This window comes from Nodularia spumigena CCY9414 (assembly GCF_000340565.2).
Lineage (GTDB): Bacteria > Cyanobacteriota > Cyanobacteriia > Cyanobacteriales > Nostocaceae > Nodularia > Nodularia spumigena.
Window position 1 is genome coordinate 1,093,462 of the sequence record NZ_CP007203.1, and the last position, 17,779, is coordinate 1,111,240.

Here is a 17,779-nt window from a genome sequence, read left to right on the forward strand (position 1 = left end):
GTTTTGATTAATTATAAAGCAACTAACAACTCACATTCTCATGCTCTTATTGGGATTTTTTTTGGGTTTAGCGGTAGGTATTGGGTTTTGGATTTGGCAACAGGTTCAATTAAGGCGCTACTTGGGGCGCGTACTGCAACCGTTAAGCTCTGGTTCTTCTAAAATTGTGCTACCGCTCATACCTCGTTTGCAGCGTGAAATAGCAACAGTTAAGCAGCAGCGACAAGATTTGCAACAGTCACTACAAACCTACCAAGACTTACTCGATTTTGCACCCCTGGGATATTTGCAGGTCGATGAAGAAAATCAATTGCTGTGGTGCAATCAGCAAGCACGAGAAATATTGTATCTACAAAGATGGCAAGCAGGACAGGTGCGCTTGTTGCTGGAGTTGGTGCGGTCTTATGAACTTGACCATTTAGTTGAACAAACTCGTGATGAGCAGAAACCACAGACAAGGGAGTGGGTATTTCACCCATCTTGTGATGATGCGCTACAGATGCCAACTGTGAAATCACTGAGTTTGCGAGGATCTAGTTTACCTTTACCCAACGGACAAGTAGGGGTTTTCTTAGAAAATCGCCAACCTTTGCTGAATATGAATCAAGAACGCGATCGCTCTTTTTCTGATCTAGCCCACGAACTGAGAACGCCATTGACTTCCATTCGTTTGGTTGTGGAAACTTTACAAAACCGCCTCGATCCGCCCTTAAGTCGTTGGGTGAATCGGCTAATGCAGGAAGTGGATCGGCTAATTAACTTGGTGCAAAGCTGGTTGGAACTGACCCAAATGGAAGCAAATCCCACGATGCAATTACATCTAGAAGTTTTGGAAGTGCGATCGCTGATTGCGTCTGTTTGGGAAACATTAGAACCATTAACGCAAAAGCAACATCTCTCTATTGACTATTCTGGGCCAGAAAATCTGTGGATTAAAGCCGACCCCGCCCGATTGTATCAAGTTTTCCTCAACTTGCTGGATAATAGTATCAAATACAGTCCTCCGGGTACGACTATTCAAATCCAAGCAAAAATCTTATCTGCACAAGATACTAATAATAGCGATCGCGCTGTCACTGTTTTGGAAATAAATCTTATTGATTCGGGACTAGGCTTTTCCGAAGCAGATTTACCTTATATTTTTGAGCGATTTTACCGGGGAGATAAAGCGCGTACTCATTCCTCATTACCAGAAAATAATTCTCTGGGGACAATTGTGGGTAATGGTTTAGGTTTAGCCATCGTCCGGCAAATTATTGTCGCCCACGGCGGTTCCATCAAAGCTATGAACAATCCAGAAACTGGTGGAGCTTGGATGCAACTTCAACTTCCTGAAGTTATGGCAAACTCCCGCAGCCGAGATTATAACAATGGTAGGTTGAAAAACCCGGAGTAACAGCAACGCAGTTGCGTATTACGTGCAATAGGTGCGGGGATGAAAACCACGATACAGGGTAAACCAAGCCGTGATTCAATATGGTAAAATTGACAATGTGGAGGGGTAATCAACCACATTAAAAACCCTACACTGCTTAACGGCAATCTGTACCTTGACAATTGAAAATATGGGGTTCTATTCCATAGTTTTAGTTTCTTACCCAGGAATAGGTAAAATTTTCATGGGAACTAGACGACACAGAATTCAACCAAACAAATTCTTGGAGTAATCCAACTACGGTAGGGCATACCGAAAGTTAACGCTTGGGGAGAGAACCACCTCTGGGCTAGACACCGCAAGGGATCTAGTCTAAGTGGACTCGTTGAACCAAGAATCTCCGCACCTTCAGGTCGGAGAGTGTCAAAGTTAAGAATATCTTCACCTTTAAGACTATAAGTGTGGAAGCTGCCTTGTATGATCACAATTCCAACCCTAAAAATCCCCAGTTAGCACGTGCTATTAGACGCTTAGAACGGGACGTATTACGTATGGGAGCTTTGGTAGAACAATCGTTTCGCCTCAGCCACCAAGCGTTATTTGCTCGTGATTTAACAGCAGCTGAGGAACTTCCCCGATTAGATAAAAAAATTGATCGCTTTTATAGACAAATAGAATCAGATTGTACAGCAATCATGACTCTGCAAGCACCTACGGCTCAAGATTTACGCTGTTTAAGTGCCTTTATGCAGTTAGTGCGAGACTTAGAGCGCATTGGCGATTATGCTGAAGATTTAGGGCATATTGCTGTTAAAATCTTTCCTTACCCCTCTCATCCGTCTTTACCAGATATTGAAAATATGTCTCATCATGGACAAGCAATGCTAGCAACGAGTTTAAAAGCCTTAGCTGATTTGGATGAAGTAGGTGGACGAGGTTTAAAGCACCTGGATGATGCTGTAGATAATGCCTATGATCGTGTTTATCAGACTTTAGCCCAGCAACGGGATGTACCTGGAGTAGTGGAGCCAATTTTGCTGCTAGCACTGGCAATTCGTTGTCTGGAACGTATGGCAGACCATGCCACTAATATTGGTCAGAGAGTAGCATACATTGTCACCGGACAACGGTTTTAAGATGTCAAAACCCCTGTAGAGACGTTCCATGAAACGTCTCTATATTGCGTCTTTCCATAGGAAGGCCGCCTGCGCGGGTTAATTTTTAATTAGTAAAACACTAACTAGCTGTTAACCCCACTCCGCCAAAAACCTTTTTTTCATTCGATTCATAAAAATACATCAATATTTATTAAAAATGAACTAATTTCAGTATTAATACCCTTGTATATAGTCATTTTATATATTTAGTCCAAGTAAATTTAATTATTTTTTCCAAAAATACAATCATAAAAATTTTGTGAACTAACATACAATTTGCCAAATGTTTACCTTTTCTTAAACTTGGTCAATTAAGCTACCTAGAGACAAGATAAAAATTGTTTCTTAGTTCACCAACTAACAAATCAAATGTAATTAAGCTAACAAGTATCACACCCAGGTATTTGTTGCTGTTAATGGCGGAGAGTAAAAGTGCGTTATTTCTCTCACAGGTTGTGGTAAAAATCCTACAATCCAGCAAGCAAGCACTTCGTCAAAGAAAAACCTGCTTTTTTGTTTATACAAAGCCAGGAAAAGCTCGTATTTTTGTCAAATTCAAGCATCTGAAACTAAAAAAACTTCGTTAATTACACTTTAGTTAAAGATTTTTTACCTCACTAAGCTTGGTGGTTTAGGCTGTATTCAACCACTCTAAAGACTGAATGTTTATCCTAAAATAGGAGTTTTTGTAGGTAGGAAATTTAAATATCAGCCTCCCAAGGGTGCTGTTGTAGCTTACGGAAAATATGAAAGAAACACATTTAAATTAAAAAGCTTAAATGCTTACCCTGCAAGGATTTTAAAATGTATTTCTTAGAGGTTGAAATTGTAATTTAAGATATCGCATTGATTTTTTCAATGTGAAAAACCAATTTTTTTTGCAAAAATACTATAGCTTTATCTAAAAAAATCAAATTTTAATTATGTAACTATATCAACCCTAGATTTTGAATTTTTTCTTGAGATTTTCCCATTGATTCATTCACAGACCAACTTCATTTCCACTTTTACAAGTACTTGCATGATGTCTTCCACAAGTCTCACCCCTAACTTATCTAATGTATCGAATGGAACTAAACCCAGTGGGGAATTACCACAAAGGTTATTTACCCGCAGAGAACTAATTCCGCCTGAAAAGGATGTAATGTGGCGCATTGAACGTGGAGCAGTTCGTACCTTAACCTGGAGTGAAGAAGGAATATTTATTACCCTAGGTTATTGGGGTGCTGGTGATCTGATTGGCTATTCTTTATCAAAAGTTGAACCCTACCATATTGAATGCGTGACAAGCGTAGAAGTAAGCATTATACCGCCTCACCTGTGGTATAAAGATATTAATGCTTTTGTGTCGCACATTCAAGATTCAGAAGAGCTTTTAAGTATTGTACATCTGAAACCGATGTCGTTACGTTTGGGGAAATTTTTGCTGTGGTTAAGTGAAAAATTTGGACGTGATGTGGAACAGGGTAAATTAATTGACCTAAATATTACACATCAGGAAATATCCGAAGTATTAAATACAACTCGTGTTACTGTAACACGGCTTCTACAGCAGTTTGAAGAACAAGGAGCCTTATTACGCTATAAGCGGCAAATTATTCTTCTTGCGCCAAATAAATTAATCAAAAATATAGTATAAAATAATGATAATTGACTTGTGTTAATCATCAAAGCTTTGCTATATTCATTACTGAAAGTTTAAGTGAATCAGGTCAGATGAAAAAGCGTGAAGTTTTTTCATGATGTCAATTATTCGGTGTGAGTGAGATTAAAAACATGATAAAAATACTTTGGAATGCTCTGAAGTTTAGTCCAGCCATTGTTGCGACATTGTTTGCGGCTAACAGTGCCTTAGCGGTTGAAGTCAATGAACAAGTGACAACTATTGCTCAGTTGACCCAAGAGGCTGATAGTATCGGTCAGGTAACATCTGTTTCTCAGTTTTCGGATGTGCAACCTACAGACTGGGCGTTTCAAGCTTTGCAGTCTCTGGTTGAGCGTTATGGTTGTATCGCAGGTTATCCCAATTCTACTTACCGTGGTAACCGTGCGTTGACTCGATATGAATTTGCAGCTGGTTTGAATGCTTGTTTAGACCGAGTTAATGAATTGATTGCGACAGCAACCGCCGATGGAATTACTAGACAAGATTTAGCTACATTACAGCGCTTGCAAGAAGAATTTTCGGCTGAATTGGCTACCCTACGCGGTCGTGTAGATGCTTTAGAAGCTCGGACTGCTGAATTGGAAGCGAATCAGTTTTCTACCACCACCAAGCTAAAGGGTGAAGCTATCTTTGCTTTGGCTGGTGCTTTTGGTGACGAAAGAGCAGGTGGTGGTGACATACAAGATAATGTTACTTTCTCTAATCGGGTTCGTTTGAGTTTACAAAGTAGCTTTAGCGGAAAAGACAAGTTGCAAGTCCGTTTGAGTTCTGCTAATATCACTCAATTGGATGGTGATGTTACAGGAACCAGAATGACCCGTTTAGGCTTTGCTGGTGATAATGGTAACAACGTTGAAATTGATAAAGCTAACTACGCTTTCAACCTGAGTGATGCAATACGTGTCCAGATCGATGCTACTGGTTCAGAATTCTACGAAACTGGTGTAGATGTTTTCCATCCTGACTTCAAGAGCAGTGGTGGTGGTGCTATTTCTCGCTACGGACGTTTTAGCCCTATCTATCGCCAAGGTTCTGGTGGTGCAGGTTTGACAGTGCAACTTAATCCTAAAGGAGCTTTAAGTTTGAGTGCAGCTTACCTAGCACCCGGAGCTAATGATCCCAGTGATAAAAATGGAATTTTCGATGGTAGTAATACCATCTTTGGTCAGCTAGCTTTCAAGCCGAGCAAAGCTTTCAATTTAGGTTTGACCTACGCTCGCAGTTATCAAAATAGCCAGACTGGCGTAGACCTTTTTGGTAGCACAGGAAGTAGTACAGGAACTGTGAATGCTCGCAGACCCTTTGGTAATGTTGCTACCTCATCCAATAGCTATGGTGTACAAGCTACCTTCCAACCTAGCTCTAAATTAACATTAGGTGGTTGGGCTGGTTACACCACAGCAGATTCTGAAGTTACCGATGCTGATGCAGAGATTTTTTACTGGGCTGCTAGCTTAGGTGTGAAAGACTTTGGTAGAGAAGGGAACGTACTCGGCGTTATCTTTGGTCAACCCCCGAAAGTTACTGGTGGTTCTGTAGAATCGGAACCAGACACCTCTTATCATTTAGAAGGTCTCTACAAGATGCGCCTCACTGATAATATCGCTGTCACTCCTGGTTTGTTGGTGATTTTCAACCCTGAACACAATAGCGATAACGACACCATTTATGTAGGTACTTTACGTACTACTTTCAGTTTCTAAGACTGGTTTTGGTGAGAAGTTAATTAAAAGCCCGCCTTGGTGCGGGCTTTTTGTTGGCAAACGATCGCTATTTGGGATGATAATCTGGTTGATTCGGTATATCTACTGGTGGGCGATCGCTACTCCAAGCCCACCAAACATAACTACATTGACAATTGTAAAATTCCTGCCATTTCCGTCGCTGGTTTTCTGTGATTACAGGCGATCGCCTATTTATCCAAACTTCTAAAGCTTCACGGCTACTGGCGTGACAACTAGGACAGCAAAACTCGTAAGCGTGAACTGCCTGATTCGTCCATTTAGGGGGTATGGGAGCAAATGCGTCCATGTAATCTTAATTGGGAGTTTGTAGTGAAGCACTTAAGTAGTATTATCACAGTAATAGAATATATTTTTCAACGCAGAGTCACGCTAAGTTAGCGCAAAGGTACGCTGAGTTAAGATTTTGGATGATAATTACGAATTATTCTAATGGAGCCAAGGGTTGAAGTTCGCCGTTTGTTAGATGTAATGCCGGCTTCTAGTCGCATGACGATGAAAATTGTCAGCAAGCCGGAACAGCCAAAGGTAATTTATGCTACTTTTCCCCTACCTTGGAATCGGGAGCGCCCTATATATATTAATTTTGATTTGTGGTTGCGCTTGGCTAAACCACAACGGGATTTATTACTATTACAGAAGGTTAGCTGGTTGCTGGGAGTGAAGTGGTTTAAACCTGAGATTTATCAAGGTGTGGTTCTACTGGGTTTATTGGCGGGATTAGTTGAGTCAGCAGAGGCGGATGTGGTGGGTGTGGCTGTGGCTGGGGGATTAAGTGCGATCGCTTTGGTGCGAATTTGGCGCACTAACCAATCTTCTCAATCAGAGTTAAATGCCGATTTGGCAGCCCTGCGGATAGCCCAACGCCGGGGTTATTCGGAAACTGAAGCCGCCGAGCATTTATTATCTGCTATTGAGGCGATCGCTCACATTGAAAAACATCCTAGTTTGAATTTTAGCGAGTTAATTCGTTGCCAAAACCTACGGGCGATCGCTGGTTTATCTCCAGTAGGTGTCCCAAAAGGTGATCAAAAATGATTATTTACAGTGATAAAGTTCATATACATAACCATTGATTGCTGGTAAACTCTTTTCTTCTAAGTCACATTTTTCCACTTCCTCGGCTATGGGAGCCTGAAAATTCACTAACCATAAATCAAAGGGTCGTGGTAACTCCTGTAAGGTATTATTTAGGGATTTAGTAGCACTGTTGGGATTTTCGCCTTGATGAGCGAGAAGAAACAAAGGAGATGGAGAGGGTGAATTTTGCATTTTAAATTCCCTTGCTACCCCCATCATTTCGCCAATGTGTACATGAGTTATATGGGTAGTAGCAATGAGTACGGGAATTTGAGATGTTTTTTGAATAAGTTGGACAAACAGGTCAGGGCGGTAGTATTTCTGATAACCGAGATTACATACAACTGTGACAGCACTAAAAAATCCCATCAGCCAAATGAGTATGACGGCTTTTTTGCCAGTGATTCCCCATCTGTTATTGCTACCACGCCAACAAACTGCTAGACTTGCCCCTAATAAAACCATGACGGCGGGAAAGTAGACAAAGTTGTAACGAGCGCCCCGTGTTAAATCAATGCCCAGAAAGTACGTAAAAATAAAGAATAAAGCGATCGCCCCCACAACGAAACCAGCCAATACCTGAGTCATGAAGCGATTTTCTGGTTCCTGTAACTGCACCTTGAAGCCACGAATGAGTATTGGTAATGCCCAAATGAAGAAAATCAGCATTACTATTCCAGAAGCAATGACAATTGCTAGCTGTGGTGCTTCCACTGGTAGTAAGTAAAGCATGGTGAGCCAGGCTGCAAAAGCTTGAAAAATTGGGCTAATCCAAGCCAATCCCACTCGTGGTTGCTGAATCCATTCGGTTAATTTACTACCATAGCTATTCTGTAAAAACACAGGCAGCCAAACTAATCCTGCCACAAAAGTACCAGCAGCAACTATATATATACGCTGCCAAATCGGGGAAAAAACAAGAGATAATTTCGCCCTAGTCGGTCTTTGATGCCAAGCTAGAAACATGATCACTAAAGCTTCTGTCAAGAGAGTAAGAGCGAAAAAATAATGAGTCGCAATACCCAAAGCATTAATTCCTACCCAGGAAAATACTAAAGAAATCGGTAATGGAGTCCGATTGTGAATGTGACGTGTAGCAATTACCAAACAAGCAACCGAAGCAATCACCCACAAAATAGCCAAAGTGTAATGACGGGCTTCTTGTGCGAGAAAGATACCGAAGGGTGAGACTGTGATCATGGCCGCAGCTAAATGACTCACCAGTCGCGAGCGAAAAGTTAACCAGCCCAAGCCATAGATAGCAGGAATCGAAGCTGCGCCAAAAATAGCCGAGAGCGATCGCGCTCCCCATAAAGAAACTAAACCCCCTGGTGTCGGAAATAACTGCATCCACAGATGAGCGAGAAAAAAGTAAAGCGGAGGATGGTTAGTTTCTTGACTTAGGTGTGTCCATACGTCTGAGATATTCGCAGTTGCTTGTGGTTGCAGTGGCTGTAATAAAATATCAGGTGCGATCGCTTGATCTAAAGGAACTGGTAAAAAACTATTTCCCAAACTAAACACCAAGGTCGAAAACTCATCAGTCCAAGGAGGTTTCGCCGTCAAATTAGCTAAACGTAAGCTGATACCGATGATTAACCAAATCAGCAACAGTAAAGGATGAAACCAGCGAGTTGAAACGATAGAACGCCAATTATTATACAAATACATTTATTTATTGCCAAACATAATTTTTGCTGGTTGCAGCTAGAAAACGAATAACCAAGATAGACTTTAATTGCCGTACCAGCAACCAGTCAATTTGTATAGATTAGACTCACATTTGAGATTTAAGTTCAATGTGAATCCCCCTATTTCACGTCTGTGACACGCCAGCTAAGTTTTAAATTCAACCAGAAATTCCAAATAGTAGCAACTGCGATCGCAATCAAATTAGCAATGTATCTGTTACGAATAATTAAATTAAACACCAAATTTAACACCAAGACATTTAAAACTAATCCGCCAAGGCAAATTAAATTAAATTTCACAAATCGTTTCAGACGTTGATGCCATTCATTCTGGTTTCTACTGGCATCAGCAAAGGTCCAAGCATCATTCCACAAAAAATTATTAAAAATAGCTATTTCACCGGCAATAATTTTACTTCGCGTTAAAGGTAAAGCCAAAGTAGTGGGGTCACTGAGTAAATAAAGTATAGTCATATCCACAAACACCCCACTGAGTCCCACCAATCCAAAGCGGAGGAATCTACCAATGGGAAAACCGATTTTTTTATTGACTCGTCCCACCACTCCCGTAGACAAGCGCAAACGGACTAAGTGGTGTAAATATTCTACATATTGCTTCCATGTCACCTTACTTTCACCTTGTTGACGCTCACAGAATACATAACCAACTTCAGCAATTTCGCCCACATTTCCTCGCCCGATGACCTCCAGAAGAATTTTGTATCCTATGGGATTAAAAGTGACACCTGCTACACAGGCGCGGCGCACTATAAAATAACCACTCATAGGATCAGAAACTCTGCCCAGTACTCCAGGTAGTAGAATTAATCCTAATACTTGAGCGCCACGGGACAAAAAACGCCTGATAATATTCCAACTACTAACGCCACCCCCATCTATATGACGGCTAGCTACTGCTAAATCTGCTCCCTGTTTAATTGCAAACAATAATTCGATTAATATTTCTGGTGGATGCTGTAAATCTCCGTCAATCACCCCTAGAATACTACCCTTTGCCACTTGCCATCCCCGAATTACAGCTGAAGACAGCCCCCGTTCTTGTTCCCGTCGCATTACCTGCAATTGCGGATATTCCCCCATGAGGGATTGTGCTACTTCCCAAGTGCGATCAGGGCTATCATCGTCAACTACAATTAGTTCGTATTGTCCAGGGATAGATTCATCGAGGAGTTCACTCAATATTTTGACAATCTTTTCAATATTGTCACGCTCTTGGTAAGTGGGAATCACAAGTGAAAGATAGATGGGTTCACTATTAAATCCGAAGTTGGCAGGGGGTAGTTCTGGAATTTGTAATGGGGTAATTGTTTCTGACAACAAAACATTATTTTTTTTATTCATATTGGTCGGTAGAGATTATACATGAAATAGTTTTTAATTAATATTAATTTAATCAATTCTGATAGTCTGAACATTAATAATAATTTCTGCCAAAATAGTAAAAGTAACTTGGTTATGACTGATGCCCTGTACAACTGTTGATAGTATTTTGGATCATGCCCTCTTGGGGTACGATTTATCTCCCGCCGATGGAGTGGTATTGTTAAAACAAACTGACCCAGAAGCGATCGCAGCCATTCGGACTACGGCTGACAAACTCCGCTACAGTCAAGCAGGCAATACTGTAACTTACGTCATTAACCGCAATATCAACTTTACTAATATCTGTGAGCAACACTGTAGTTTTTGCGCTTTCCGCCGGGATGACGGTGAGGCTGGTGCTTACTGGTTGGATTGGGCGCAAATTCTCGAAAAATCCACAGATGCGGTACAAAGAGGCGCAACGGAAATCTGTATGCAGGGGGGATTAAACCCACAAGCGCAAATCAACGGCAAGTCTTTAGATTATTACTTAAAGTTAGTAGAAACCATCAAGCAGGAATTTCCCCAGATACATTTACACGCTTTTTCGCCTCAAGAAGTGGAATTTATCGCCAGAATTGACGGTATTGAATATGCTGATGTAATTGCTGCTTTGCGGGATGCTGGTGTAGGCTCAATGCCAGGAACAGCAGCTGAGGTGTTAGATGATCAAGTGCGGCGGGTACTGTGTCCAGAAAAGATTGATACAGCCACTTGGTTAGAAATTGTAGGTACAGCCCATAAATTAGGTTTACCGACTACTAGCACTATACTATCGGGGCATATTGAAACGCCAGAACAACAAATTGGGCATTTAGAAAAATTGCGATCGCTCCAAAAAACTGCCATCAATCAGGGATATCCGGCGCGCATTACCGAGTTTATTCCATTACCATTTGTCGGACAAGAAGCACCGAAATCATTACGCCGTCGTGTCGGACGTGACCAACCAGTATTAAATGATGCTCTATTACTCACAGCAGTGGCGCGGATTTATTTGGGAAATTACATCCCCAACCATCAACCAAGTTGGGTAAAACTGGGGCTAGCTGGTGCTACGGAAGCTTTATTGTGGGGTTGCAACGATATCGGCGGCACATTAATGGAAGAACACATTACCACAATGGCAGGAGCTTTGGGTGGTACTTGTATGGAAGTGGAAACTCTACAAAATGCGATCGCCTCTCTCGGAAGACCCCACCAACAACGCGACACTCTCTATCAAAAAGTCATTAGTCATTAGTCATTGGTCATTGGTCATTAGTCATTGGTCATTGGTCATTAGTCATTAGTCATTGGGAAGTTACCCTCTTCTCCCCCCTGCTCCCTGCTCCCTGCTCCCCTGCCTCTTCTCCCCACTCCCCAACCGAAATGATCCCCAGGATACCAATCCAGGATAGGATAGACCTTGATTTACCTCTTATTCACTGAACAAATATGAAGCGCTATTGGTCGCGTCTACTGGCCTTGGTTTTGGTTGTCACCCTTGGACTCATGGGCTGTTCTGAGAGTTCAGACAGTTTGACAGGGGATTACCGTCAAGACACCTTGGCTGTAGTCAATGTTATGAAACAAGCTCTGGATTTAACAGCAGATTCACCCGACAGAGCCGCTATTCAAGCAGAAGCACGTCAAAAAATTAACGATTTTTCGGCTCGCTACCAACGGGATAACTCTGTTTCCGGTCTTAATTCCTTTACAACCATGCGAACAGCTCTCAACTCCCTAGCTGGACACTACAGCTCTTACCCAAATCGTCCCGTACCCCAAAAGCTCAGAACTCGTCTAGAGCAAGAGTTAGCACGGGTAGAAACTGCGCTGAGGCGTGGGGCTTAACTATTGGTAATTCGATTGTTAAGGGTCAAAAGTCCAGAGTCCTCAATTTTTACTCTAGACGGTTGACTCTTGACTACTTGTCAATTAATTGATTGCATGAAACTTAAAACACCAGAAAAGTCGAGTATAAATTACTCCCAAAATAGTTTAACTCTGCATTAGGCAGTTGTTGTAAAAAATTTATCAAAAAATCTGGCAACAGAAAGAGAATTTTGGCAGTCTTGAATATGTAAGCTGCAAAACTTTCAGTGATCAAGTAAAATTTTTTATACCTGTAGCTAAAATTTTTTTTGCATTAGGATTGATTATTGATTTGTGCTTATACTTTTAGGTATGTTTAACTGTCCTTTGAATCTTTCCAGAACAATTTTATTTTGGCGCTGTCTATTCGCTACCGTTTTTACCAGTAGTTTGTTTATTTCTTACTTTGGTAGCCCAGCAGCACAGGCGCAAGTAACCGAATATTGCCAATTAACCACAGCAGCAGCAAAAGCCAAAGAAGACTTACGTTTGTCAGCACTCCAAAGCAATCCAGAGGCTCAGAAACGCTACCAACAACTTTTGAAGCAACACGCAGAGGATTTGCAAAATTGCCGTAATCAAACTTGGCCAGAAACCCAAGCGATTTGGTTACGTTTATATCCCTGTGACATTCAGCCAGGAGCAATTGACCAGATTATGGATCGAATTGTCAACCGTGGCTATAACCAAGTTTATGTAGAAGCTTTTTCAGATGGGCAGGTATTATTACCAGCAGGAAGTAATCCCACAGTCTGGCCATCTGTAGTTCGCACCGCCGGAGCCGAAAACATCGATTTGCTGTCTGTGGCTATTGAAAAAGGTCGGCAACGTGGTTTAAAAGTTTACGCCTGGGTGTTTACCAACAATTTCGGCTATACTTACGCTCAACGCCCAGACCGGGTAGAGGCGATCGCACGCAATGGCAAAGGTCAAAACAGCCTATCCGTCACTGATAACGGTTCTCAACTATTCATAGACCCCTATAATTTACAAGCCAAACGCGACTACTATCAAATGGTACAGGAAGTAGTCCGCCGCCGCCCAGATGGAATTCTATTTGACTACGTGCGCTATCCGCGACAAGCCGGAACAGATTCTATTGCTACCAAAGTTTCGGACTTATGGCTATTTACTCCAGCCACTCAACAAGCTTTATTTAACCGCGCCCAGAACAACAAAGGAAGAGAACTAATTCAGCGTTTTGTGGGTAAGGGATACATCACAGCCGGGGATATCAACGAAATAGATCGGCTTCACCCTCAAGAAAACGAACCCATGTGGCAAGGTCGGATTCCTCAACCAGAGCAAAAGTCAATCCTCTCTGCAACTGACAGACAACCACTGTTACAAGTGCAATTATGGCAACTAGCAGTGGCTCACGCCATGCAAGGTATTTTAGATTTTGTGGCATTAGGTACTTACTCACCCCAGCAACAAGGAATACCCTCCGGCGCAGTGTTTTTTCCAGATGGTAATCAAGCTATCGGACGAGGCTATGATTCCCGCTTGCAACCTTGGGATAGGTTTCCTAGTTCTTTAGAATGGCATCCCATGTCTTATTCTACTTGTGGTAATGCTAGTTGCATTGTACAGGAAGTACAACGAGTTTTGAAAGCTGCACAACCAGGAACAAAAGTTATTCCGGCTTTAGCAGGAAGTTGGGGAAAATCAGTGGGTAATCGTCCATCACTAGAAGCCCAAATGCAAGCACTGCGCCAAGCTACTCCCCAATTAAAAGGTGTGAGCCATTTTGCTTATTCTTGGCAAAATCCTGAACATGATAATGATCGCAAATTCTGTCGCGTTCGCTAAGGTGCAAAAATCTAGTTCCCCTCGTCGCTTGCACCGGAGGGGTTAGGGGTGGGGTTTCTTAACTACAAGGAGAGGTAGGGGGGTTAGTAGAAGCTTGAGAAATGTTCTCTAGTGAATTTGCAAGTTTTTAAACTGTTATATTAAATTGCTATAAATGTTCAGACAAATGAATAAACTTCAACCCAGACAAGCCTTAAATAAAGCATTCCTAAAAGTTAAGCCCAACAGAGTTGAAATTGACCTATTTAAAACTCATCTGTCTACTCTCCTCGCGCAAATAAACGAAGCTGAATCAGAAGAGTTTCATAAAAATCTGATTGCCGATTTTTTAAAGAATACTTATTATAGCCCCAATCATTTTATCAATACAAAAGGACGTAATGACCTTGTTATTCATAACGGTAAAGATGCTCAAAGTAATGTTGGTGTAATTTTAGAAGCTAAAAAGCCAACGAACAAAGGCGAAATGCTCAAAGTTGATAATTTAAATACTAAAGCATTTCAGGAATTGGTATTATATTTTTTAGGCGATCGCATTACAAATAAAAACCTAGAAATTAAATATTTAATCGCCACTAACATATACGAATGGTTCATTTTTGACGCAAATACTTTTGAAAAAGCCTTTATTGAAAACAAAGCATTTTTAAACCAATTTATCGAATTTGAAGCCGGGAGATTATCCAGTAAAAAAACAGAATTTTTCTATAAAGAAATAGCTCAACCAGCCATAGCCCAAATTCAAGACTCAATTCCTTTTACCTATTTTGATATTCGAGACTACGCAGAAATTTTAAATCAGTCACAGCAGCAAAATGATCATCAACTAATTGCGCTGTTTAAATTACTTTCACCAGAACACTTATTAAAATTACCCTTTGCTAACGATAGTAATAGTCTTGACAAAGGTTTTTATAGCGAATTATTACATATTATTGGTTTGACCGAAACCAAAGAAGGTAGTAAAAAACTCATTCAACGAAAAAAAGCAGGTGAACGAAATTCAGGTTCCCTGATTGAAAATGCAATTGTGCAACTTGATAGTTTAGATAAAATTTCTCGCCTAAAAAAGCCAGAACAATTTGGAGAAACTTACCAAGACCAACTTTTTAATCTTGGGTTAGAATTATCAATCACTTGGATTAATCGCATACTTTTTCTGAAATTATTAGAAGCGCAATTAATTAAATATCACAAAAATGATCAGTCCAGAGGATTTTTAAATTTAGAAAAAATCAAAAACTTCGATGATTTAAACAGTCTTTTCTTCAGCGTCTTAGCACGTAAACCCAGTGAAAGAAGCGAAAGTCTCCAAAAAATATTTACCAATGTTCCTTATTTGAATAGTTCCCTATTTGAACCAACAGATATTGAACAAGTGACAATATTTATCAGCAACCTCAGAGATGAGAATTTGCAGATTTTCTCCTCCAGCGTCTTAAAAGACAGCAATGGTAAAAAGCGCACAGGTGAACTAAACACATTACAATACCTGTTTGAATTTCTTAACGCTTACGACTTCAGCAGCGAAGGTTCCGAAGAAATTCAAGAAGACAACAAAAGACTAATTAATGCTTCTGTACTTGGCTTAATTTTCGAGAAGATTAACGGATATAAAGATGGTTCCTTCTTTACTCCTGGTTTCATTACCATGTATATGTGTCGTGAAACAATTCGCCGAGCCGTTTTGCAGAAGTTTAATCAGGCTAAAGGTTGGAATTGTCAAGATATTGAGCAATTATATGAGAGAATATCCGATAAACCAGAAGCTAATCAAATTATTAACAGCTTAAAAATTTGTGATCCGGCTGTAGGTTCAGGACATTTTTTAGTTTCCGCTCTCAATGAAATTATAGCCATTAAAAGTGAACTTAAGATTTTACTCGATAGGTCAGGTAAAACATTAAGAGATTATCACGTTGAAGTGGTAAATGATGAGTTAGTTATCACTGATAATGATGGTGAATTATTTGAGTATAATCCTAAAAATAAGGAAAGTCAACGGATACAAGAAACGCTATTTCATGAAAAACAGACCATTATTGAAAATTGTTTATTTGGTGTAGATATTAATCCCAACTCTGTAAAAATATGTCGTCTGCGGTTATGGATTGAACTGTTAAAAAATGCTTATTATAAAGCTGATAGTAATTACACAGAGTTGGAAACTCTACCAAATATTGATATTAATATCAAATGCGGTAATTCTTTAATTAGTCGTTTTGCGTTGGATGCTGATTTACGACAAGCTTTAAATAAAAAACAATACAGTATAAATAATTATCGCCATGCTGTGGAAACTTACCGCAATGCTCAAAATAAACAGCAGAAACGGGAAATGGAAAAGTTAATTGAAGATATTAAGGGTAATTTTCAGACGACTCTGGGACTAAGTGACCCCGATAAAACTAAAATCAGACGCTTAGAAGGTGAGATTTATAATTTAGAAAATCAAACTTTGTTATTTGAGGAAACCAAAGCTGAGAAAAAGACACGGGAGAAAAAAGTTACTAAGTTAAATAATGAGATTGACAAGTTAAAAGCTAAGATTGATAAGATAGAAAACGATAAGATTTATGAAAATTCGCTGGAATGGCGTTTTGAATTTCCTGAAGTTTTGGATAACAAAGGGGAGTTTGTCGGTTTTGATGTGGTGATTGGGAATCCTCCTTATATTAGACAAGAAGAAATTAAGGAGTTGAAGCCAATTTTGCAACAAACCTATCAATGTTATACAGGAATTGCAGATTTATTTGTGTATTTCTATGAGCTAGGTTTAAAATTATTAAAGCCAAAAGGTTATTTAACTTATATTTCATCTAATAAATATTTTCGCGCTGGTTATGGTGAAAAGTTACGTCAGCTTTTGACAGATACAACAACTATTCATAGTTTAATTGATTTTGGTGATTTTCCGGTTTTTGAGGAAGCGATCGCCTATCCTAGTATTATTACATTAAGTAACTGTAAATCTGATCAAAATCAAGTCAAAGCTTTGTCATGGGATAAAGCCAAGAAAGAAAATATTGCACAATTTGCAACGGTTTTAAATCAGTCAGGTGTGAGCATTTCACAAGAAAATTTAAATCTTGACGGTTGGCGGTTAGAATCTTTAGATATTATAGATTTGTTAGGTAAAATCAGAAACGCTGGAACGCCGTTAGGAGAGTATGTAAACGGCAAATTTTATTATGGTATTAAAACAGGATTTAATCAAGCTTTTGTTATAGATCAAGCTACTCGTGATAAATTGATTAACGAACATCCCTCCTCTGCTGAAGTTTTAAAACCTTTCTTACGTGGAAGAGATGTGAAGCGATGGTCTGTTGAATTTGCTAATCACTATATCATCAAAATTGAATCTTCTGAAAATAAAAAACATCCTTGGTCTGATAAACCGGAAAAAGAAGCAGAGAAAGTTTTAGCTATCACATATCCTGCAATTTATCAACATCTTACTCAATTTAGAGAAGCATTAATTAAGCGATGCGACCAGGGTAAATTCTTTTGGGAATTGCGCTCTTGTATTTACTGGGAAGAATTTAAACAACCTAAAATTATAATTCCTGCAATTATTAATAATGTTGAATATGCTCCCGATTCTTCAGGGTATTACAGCAACGATAAAACCTCTATTTGTATTCCAAAAAATATTAATTATACTTTAGCAATTCTTAACTCATCTTTAATGTGGTGGTTCATTCAACAAATAGCCGCATCTAAACAGGGTGGATTTTTTGAATTTAAGCCAATGTATGTTTCTCAAATACCCATCGCCAAAGCTACAGAACCCCAGAGAATATTATTAGAAAAATTAGTTGAGCAAATCCTCACCGCCAAAAAATCAGACACCCAAGCAGACACAACCGCATTAGAAGCAGAAATAGATCAACTGGTTTATCAACTTTACGGGTTAACAGCAGAAGAGATTCAAATTATTGAGGATAAAATCAATAGATAAACTCAACAGCGTCACCCACGATTATCACTTAAGTTTATGGTGGGTTACGCTACGC

The 17,779-nt window shown here is 39.9% G+C and carries 12 protein-coding genes; 9 read left to right on the forward strand and 3 right to left on the reverse strand.

The window, feature by feature from the left end:
• Positions 1-40 precede the first annotated feature (40 nt).
• The 4 genes from NSP_RS04855 (at position 41) to NSP_RS04870 (ending at position 5,901) form a co-directional block, all read left to right on the forward strand.
• Complete coding sequence (locus tag NSP_RS04855; protein ID WP_006196425.1) at positions 41-1,396, forward strand: sensor histidine kinase; 1,356 nt, start codon at positions 41-43, stop codon at positions 1,394-1,396.
• 440 nt (positions 1,397-1,836) lie between these two features.
• Positions 1,837-2,511, forward strand: coding sequence for a phosphate signaling complex protein PhoU (gene phoU, locus NSP_RS04860; RefSeq protein ID WP_006196426.1), 675 nt, complete (start codon positions 1,837-1,839; stop codon positions 2,509-2,511).
• A 1,042-nt stretch (positions 2,512-3,553) separates the two neighbouring features.
• Positions 3,554-4,171, forward strand: a complete 618-nt coding sequence (locus NSP_RS04865; RefSeq protein WP_144360503.1) for a Crp/Fnr family transcriptional regulator — start codon at positions 3,554-3,556, stop codon at positions 4,169-4,171.
• Positions 4,172-4,308: 137 nt separating this feature from the next.
• On the forward strand, positions 4,309-5,901 hold the full coding sequence (locus NSP_RS04870) for an iron uptake porin (RefSeq protein ID WP_017803845.1): 1,593 nt from the start codon (positions 4,309-4,311) through the stop codon (positions 5,899-5,901).
• Positions 5,902-5,968: 67 nt separating this feature from the next.
• On the opposite strand, the gene NSP_RS23890 is transcribed toward NSP_RS04870, so the two are convergent.
• Positions 5,969-6,229: a hypothetical protein gene (locus NSP_RS23890; protein ID WP_071839272.1), complete on the reverse strand. Its 261-nt coding sequence runs from the start codon at positions 6,227-6,229 to the stop codon at positions 5,969-5,971.
• A 143-nt stretch (positions 6,230-6,372) separates the two neighbouring features.
• On the opposite strand from NSP_RS23890, the gene NSP_RS04875 reads away from it, so the two are divergent.
• Positions 6,373-6,978, forward strand: a complete 606-nt coding sequence (locus tag NSP_RS04875; RefSeq protein WP_017803847.1) for a DUF3318 domain-containing protein — start codon at positions 6,373-6,375, stop codon at positions 6,976-6,978.
• Here NSP_RS04875 and NSP_RS04880 read toward each other — a convergent pair whose 3' ends face one another.
• Both NSP_RS04880 and NSP_RS04885 read right to left on the reverse strand, forming a co-directional pair.
• Positions 6,979-8,691: a glycosyltransferase family 39 protein gene (locus NSP_RS04880; protein WP_017803848.1), complete on the reverse strand. Its 1,713-nt coding sequence runs from the start codon at positions 8,689-8,691 to the stop codon at positions 6,979-6,981.
• Between the two features lie 140 nt (positions 8,692-8,831).
• Positions 8,832-10,073, reverse strand: a complete 1,242-nt coding sequence (locus NSP_RS04885; protein WP_017803849.1) for a glycosyltransferase — start codon at positions 10,071-10,073, stop codon at positions 8,832-8,834.
• A gap of 121 nt (positions 10,074-10,194) precedes the next feature.
• On the opposite strand from NSP_RS04885, the gene cofH reads away from it, so the two are divergent.
• From cofH to NSP_RS04905, 4 genes are all read left to right on the forward strand, one after another.
• A complete protein-coding gene (gene cofH, locus NSP_RS04890; RefSeq protein ID WP_006198051.1) occupies positions 10,195-11,337 on the forward strand; it encodes a 7,8-didemethyl-8-hydroxy-5-deazariboflavin synthase subunit CofH in 1,143 nt (380 codons plus the stop codon).
• Positions 11,338-11,531: 194 nt separating this feature from the next.
• Complete coding sequence (gene psb27 / locus NSP_RS04895; RefSeq protein ID WP_006198052.1) at positions 11,532-11,930, forward strand: photosystem II protein Psb27; 399 nt, start codon at positions 11,532-11,534, stop codon at positions 11,928-11,930.
• 333 nt (positions 11,931-12,263) lie between these two features.
• Entirely contained in the window at positions 12,264-13,763 is a 1,500-nt protein-coding gene (locus tag NSP_RS04900; protein ID WP_006198053.1) for a family 10 glycosylhydrolase, read from the forward strand.
• A 166-nt stretch (positions 13,764-13,929) separates the two neighbouring features.
• Entirely contained in the window at positions 13,930-17,724 is a 3,795-nt protein-coding gene (locus NSP_RS04905) for a class I SAM-dependent DNA methyltransferase (RefSeq protein WP_231859535.1), read from the forward strand.
• Positions 17,725-17,779 lie beyond the last annotated feature (55 nt).